This is a genomic window from uncultured Mobiluncus sp., from assembly GCF_947087965.1.
GTDB lineage: Bacteria > Actinomycetota > Actinomycetes > Actinomycetales > Actinomycetaceae > Mobiluncus.
Genome location: NZ_CAMUES010000003.1, coordinates 266,794 through 273,200, shown reverse-complemented (window position 1 = coordinate 273,200; position 6,407 = coordinate 266,794). Strand labels below are relative to the sequence as shown.

The 6,407-nt window shown below is 62.3% G+C and carries 3 protein-coding genes and 1 pseudogene; 3 read left to right on the top strand and 1 reads right to left on the bottom strand.

Translation table 11 applies throughout. The features are described 5' to 3' along the window. Positions 1-524: pseudogene (locus tag Q0V70_RS05165) on the bottom strand (RND transporter); the annotation flags it as partial. Between the two features lie 116 nt (positions 525-640). On the opposite strand from Q0V70_RS05165, the gene Q0V70_RS05160 reads away from it, so the two are divergent. The 3 genes from Q0V70_RS05160 (at position 641) to Q0V70_RS05150 (ending at position 6,180) form a co-directional block, all read left to right on the top strand. Then, positions 641-2,470: a cell wall-binding repeat-containing protein gene (locus tag Q0V70_RS05160; RefSeq protein WP_297589184.1), complete on the top strand. Its 1,830-nt coding sequence runs from the start codon at positions 641-643 to the stop codon at positions 2,468-2,470. A gap of 88 nt (positions 2,471-2,558) precedes the next feature. Next, positions 2,559-3,230, top strand: a complete 672-nt coding sequence (locus Q0V70_RS05155) for a VTT domain-containing protein (protein WP_297589180.1) — start codon at positions 2,559-2,561, stop codon at positions 3,228-3,230. A 4-nt stretch (positions 3,231-3,234) separates the two neighbouring features. Next, on the top strand, positions 3,235-6,180 hold the full coding sequence (locus Q0V70_RS05150; protein WP_297589176.1) for an FAD-binding and (Fe-S)-binding domain-containing protein: 2,946 nt from the start codon (positions 3,235-3,237) through the stop codon (positions 6,178-6,180). The last annotated feature ends 227 nt before the right edge of the window (positions 6,181-6,407 follow it).

Below are 6,407 nucleotides of genomic sequence, written 5' to 3'. Positions count from 1 at the left end.
GCCGCCTCGGCTTGCGCCTTCAACTCCTGAGCCTTCGCACCCGCCTCCTGCGCTTCACGCCCCAGGGCTTTGGCTTGGTTTCCCAGGCTGGTGGCGCGATTGCCCAGCTCAGTCGCTTTCGCACCCAGGGCTCGCGCCTGATCAGCCAGCGTCTGAGCCGGATCTCCGGCAGCTTTTGCCTCATCACCGAGCTTCTTGGCTTCATCCCCCTGATTCTCGGCCTGAGCCTGCATCTCATCCAGCTGACTGGCCAGCTTGGGCGCTTGCTCCAGCTCCGCGCGCAAATCAACCCCGGAAACATAGGCCATCACGGAATAGGCCGCGGTCTGTTGACTTTCCACCATGACTTGCCCAGTATGAGACTCAGAAGGGGTCGCCTGGGGTACATCAGAAATGAGCCGATTCCACAAGGGATTTCCAAACCCGGTAACCGCGCTCAGGGCGGTGGCGATAACCACCAAAATCCAAAATGCCAGAACTCGCCTCGGCCTGAGGGCCAGAAAACGAGCGAGCTTGACATACATATATCAAATGTACCCAGACCGCGTGGGAGTCGCACCCGGAATGGAACTCTGTTTTTGTCCGGTCACGAAACCGCTATGGTTGGATAAAACTCCGTCTATAGTCAATAATTGACCTCATGGTCCCTGGTTTCACGCAACGCCGCCCCCTGTGGGTTCCGGCACTATTCATGTTGGTTTTCGCTCTCGTTGGTATTGGTCCGGTCGCGCCCGCACAAGCCGGGACCAGCGACACCCCGCCAGGTTACCCACCAACCGAGGTTCACCGGCTTCTCCCGCCCACCCCTGCTGACCAACTCGACCGCGCGACACCCCTTGTGAACTCCCCAGAAAAGGGCTCCACCCAGGCCGGACAGATTCCTGACCCGCACCCCGCCACCGTCCAGATTGTTATCGGACCGGGTCCGGACGGAATGGCGTCCATGTGCTCCGGAGTTTGGGTCGCGCCCAACATGGTGCTGACCGCGGCTCACTGTTTTAAGAACTTGCCCCAAGGGCCGGCGCGGGTTTTTGCTGCTAACTCTCAAGTTCCCGGCAGTAAACCCCTAGCCACCGGCGTAACTTGGGACAGCACCACGCAAGGCGACGTGGCACTGATGGTTACCACCCCGGCGAATCACCCCATCGCCCCGGTCAGCGCGGCGGTGCAACCTCCCAGCACTCCCCTGCATATTTGCGGGCAAAACTACATCATTAAGGAATCCGCCACCATCGACGGCGTCTCCCAAATGATTGGCGGCAAAGCAAACTACTGCGCCAACGTCAACACTTTGGACGCCCACACTGCCCAGCGTTTCCAGATTCCCGCTGGTGGCAACATCCTGGCCACCGTGCCGATGGCGGTAGATAAAGGCGACTCCGGCGGGCCTCTGTACAATGCGGCTGGCGAAGTGGTCGGCATCACCAGCTCGAAATCCAATGCGTCCTTCACAAACAACAGCGAACAGCTGCTGTTTAACGCCGCCTCGCCGATTTCGCGTTTTGCCCCCTGGCTGATGAGTTTAGGGGTGCCGGTGCGCGGCACGAACAGCGGCACTTTGGAGTTCAAGCAGCTCCCGCCGCACATTACGCGGGTCAGTGGCGCCAACCGGATGGATACTTCCGGGATGATTGCCGACGCTTCACCCAACGTGGAAACGCTGATTCTCACCACCGGTTTGATTGCCGCTGACGGTTTGGCCGCAACGCAGCTGGCCGGGGTCACCAGCTCCGCGTTGGTGCTGTCGAATTCCCGCGACCACTTGGATCCCCAAGCCCTGAAAGCCCTAGATAAATTCGGGCTGCGTCGGGTCGTGCGCGTAGGCGGGACCGTGGGGCTGAGCGCTGCCGACCGGGCACTGATTCAGGCTAAAGGTCTGGAATTGGTGGAACTCATCGGCGCGGATCGTTTTGACACCGCCCGGATAGTCGCGCAATATCGCGATTCTCTGGGAGGCGCGCCCAGCGCGGTCTTGGTGGCTGACGGCATCAACTTCCCTGACGCCCTGGCTGCCGGAGCCGCGGCCGGAGCGCTGCAGGCCTCCCTGGTGCTGTCTAGCGGAAACACCCTCCCTCCTGCCACCCAAGGCTACCTGAACCCCCTTTTTACCAGCGCTAAGATCATCACGGTCGGCGGTCCGGCGCAGTCTGCTGTCGCTTCGGCCGGTATCAACGCGAGCGCGACCTACACCGGGGCGGATCGCTACGAAACCGCCCTCGGCCTCGCCACCAGCCTTGACCTGGGACGCGGCGTAAACGGCCTGGTGATGGTGTCGGGACGGAACTTCCCGGACGCCCTTTCCGCCGGAGCCTACACGGTCAAGCAAGGCGCGAAACTTGTGCTGGTGCCCCCAGCCGGGTCGAAACCCGCGTTTTTGCAGGGCTTGTGGGCCTCCGCCGGCTCCCACGGTGTCATCGTGGGCGGCGCCGGCGCGTTGCCCGACCAGGACGTGGCGTGGGCGTTGCAATAGCCGCCCGTTTGTCGTTCGCCGTTGGCTGTCGGCCGTTCGCGCCTGCGGCCCGAATCCCCGACTGTCGACATTAACTAAGATTGGAACCATGGTTTTCACTGCGACTTTGCTGGACTGGCTGAAAGACCCCGGCGCCCTGTTGGAACACCTCATCTCGGCTTACGGGGTGTGGATGGTGGCCATCGTCGCCCTCATCGTGTTCATCGAGTCAGGAGTGCTATTCCCGGTGCTTCCCGGAGATTCGATGCTGTTTGCGCTGGGGCTGCTGCAAGACCGCATGCCGGTGAACCTCGCCGTGATTCTGTTCGTGCTGATTGTGGCGGCAATCGCCGGAGCCCAGGTCGGCTACTGGTTCGGGCTGCTGTTTGGCGAACGGTTTTTCAAACCCGACGCGCGCGTGCTGAAAACCGAGTATTTGCAGACTGCCCAAGTGTTCTTTCGCAAGTGGGGTGGGCCGGCGGTAGTGTTGGGGCGTTTCGTTCCTTTCGTGCGCACTTTCGTGCCTATCGCGGCCGGAATCGGCCGTTACGGCTGGGCGCACTTCACCCTGTGGAATGTCATCGGCAGTATCGCCTGGACCGGCGTGTTCATCGTCGCCGGTATTTCGCTCGGGGGAGTGCCCTTTATCCGCAACAACGTGGAGCTCATCGCCGTCATCATCATCGCGGTTTCAGTCATTCCTATCGCGTTGGGGATTCTGAAAAAGGCTCTGAGTAAACCCTCGGATAGCCAGGAGACTGGGAAAAGTAACATACACTAGGGCCATGGTGAAATACCTCCAAGACCCCTTGAACCGGGCCATTTACGCAACGGATGCCTCAAACTATCGCATCGTGCCCGACCGGATCGCCCAACCGGAGAACCTAGACCAGCTGCGCGACACGATTTTGGAAGCCCTGTCCGCCGGCGTGCCCCTGACGATGCGCGGCCGGGGAACCTCATGTTCCGGAAACTCTATCGGGCCTGGCCTGGTCATTGATACGTCTCACCACTGCAACCGGATTCTGTCCCTCGACCCCTCCGCGCGCCAGATTACGGTGGAGCCGGGGGTGGTACTCGCCGATATTCAAAAGGCCGGAGCGCCCTTTGGTCTGCGATTTGGGCCTGACCCGTCCACCTGGACGCGGGCCACCGTTGGGGGTTCGATTGGCAACAACGCCTGCGGCCCGCACGCCCAAGCCTGGGGTCGCGTGGCAGACAATGTCATTTCGATGGACGTCATCGATGGTTTTGGGCGGGAATTTCGCGCCACTTCGGGCGAGGGCGCGCTGGATGTAGTGCCGGGTTTACAGCGTTTAGTTGACGAAAACCTGGCGTTGATTCGCACGGAATGTGGGCGTTTTCACCGGCAAGTTTCGGGCTATTCCCTGGAACACCTGCTGCCAGAAAACGGGCGCGACCTGGCCAAATTCTTGGTGGGCAGCGAGGGGACCCTGGTCAGCGTGCTGCGCGCCACGCTCCGTTTGGTGCCGGTGCCGACCGCGCCGGTGCTGGTGGTGCTGGGATACCCCGACATGATTGCCGCTGCTGCTGATGTGCCGCTGATTAACGACTTTTCGCCCCTCGCGGTGGAGGGCATGGATTCGCGTCTGGTTTACACTTTGGCCCACAAGCCGGGGGTTGGCGAACTGCCCGAACTGCCGGTGGGTAACGCTTGGCTGCTGGTAGAGATGGGCAGCGCCACCGCGGACCTGGAAACAACCCTGGCTCGGGCCCAGGACCTGGCCCAAGCCGCCAACACTCGCGCCACCCTAGTGCTGCCCCCCTCCACGCAAGCCACGAAACTTTGGCGGATTCGCGCTGATGGAGCCGGGCTGGGCGGGCGAACCCCCTTGAACCCGGACGGCAGTGGGAACGACCCGGCCTGGCCGGGCTGGGAGGACGCGGCGGTTCCACCTCAGAACCTAGCGGCATACCTGCGAGATTTCACTGAGTTGATGCGGGAAATGAACGTGGACGGAATGCTTTACGGGCATCTCGGGGACGGCTGCCTGCACGTGCGGTTGAACCTGCCATTGGGGGCGGAGGCTGGGCAAGGGCGTTCTCGGGAGTTCCTGGAGCGTGCCGCTGACCTGGTCGGTAAACATCACGGCTCGCTTTCGGGCGAGCACGGGGACGGCCGGGCCCGCTCCGAATTGTTGCCGCGAATGTATTCCCCCGCGCTGATTCGTTTATTTAAGCAGGTCAAAGCCCTGTTTGACCCACGGGGTTTGATGAATCCGGGGGTGCTGGTGGACCCCGATCCATTGGACGCGAACCTGCGGCTGGCGGGGGCTCGGACCATTCCGGCCCTGCCTGGTTCGGGCTTTACTTTTCCGAAAGACACGGACTTTACCGCGGCCGTGCATCGCTGCACCGGCGTTGGTAAATGTTTGGCAATGGACCAGGTCACCGGTGCTTGGATGTGTCCCAGCTACCTGGCTACCGGACAGGAACAGGACGCCACGCGCGGGCGCGCCCGGGTGCTGCAAGAAGTCACGAACGGCTCGCTCATTCGGGATTTTCGCGACCCGAACCTGTTACGCGCCCTAGATTTGTGTCTAGCGTGTAAGGCCTGCTCCGCGGCCTGCCCGACCGGGATTGACATGGCGGCGTACAAGTCGGAGTCGCTACATCGGGCCTATCGCCGGAGATTGCGGCCGCGTTCGCATTATCTGTTGGGTCGTCTGCCGGGCTGGCTGCGTTTGGCGCGCCGGATACCCGGCGGTGCGGGCCTGGCCAACAGCGTTTTCGGGGTCGCGTGGATTCGCCACCTGGTGTTTCGGATGTTCGGGCTGGATCCGCGCCGGCAGATGGCGCATTTTAACCCCGAGTCGTTCCGGACTTGGGCGAGGCGGCGCGGAGGAAACGCTGCGGAACCGGAAATTGGGGCGAACGGGCTCGTGAATACGCATATGAGGCAGACGCCGGAGGCTACGGGACAGGTCAATGTCGTTGCCTCGACGGCGATCGAGGACAGCCAGCCCACCAGCGAGGCTAAACCGTGGGTGGCGGTATGGGCGGATTCTTTCTCAGAAGGGATTGCCCCCGACGGTGCCAAGGCCGTGGTGGAGCTGCTGGAAACGGCGGGATACCAGGTTTATGTTCCGCCCCAAGCCTGCTGCGGGCTGACCTACGTGACGACCGGACAGCTGGACAAAGCCCGGCGCAACATGCGGCGCTTGTGCCAGATTCTGGGGCCGCTGGCGGTCAACGGGATTCCGATTGTCGGCGTGGAGCCGTCCTGTACCGCGACTCTGCGCGACGACCTGGAACGTTTACTGCCCGACGATCCGCGCGCCCAGGCGATTGCCCAGGCCACGCGTACTTTGGCCGAGCTGCTTAGCGACCCGGACACCGCGCCGAACCCGGACGTATGGAAGCTGCCGGATTTGCGCGGCGTGCAGGTTGTCGCCCAGCCGCATTGCCACCACTACAGCGTCCTGGGTTGGGAAACCGACCGCAAGTTGCTGGCGGCCACCGGAGCGGAAGTTGTGGAACTGGCGGGCTGCTGCGGAATGGCGGGCAATTTCGGCATGGAACGCGGTCACATTGAGGTGTCGAAACGGATTGCGGAACACGCTTTGCTGCCCGCCCTGCGCGAACACCCGAACGCGATTTTCCTAGCTGACGGCTTCAGTTGCCGCACCCAGGCAGAACAGCTGGCTGGCAGTCACGGGATTCACCTGGCGCGCCTGCTGCTGGGCCCCAGCTCCCGCGTCGAAGCCTAGCCCCCAGCGCGGTCCGCGCAGAATCAGCCAAAAGGCACCGGGAAAACACCCGGAGAATCCAGGAATGCTCGCTCCCAAAAATCGGGGGATACTCGCCGGGTTGCGCCTAAAGGTGGAGAATAGCCGGGTAGCTGCCAATAATGGCAGCTACCCGGCTATTCTCCCCTTATAAGACACGCACACCCCGAAACCCCGGTAACAAACAACCCCGAAATTCCCCGGATAAC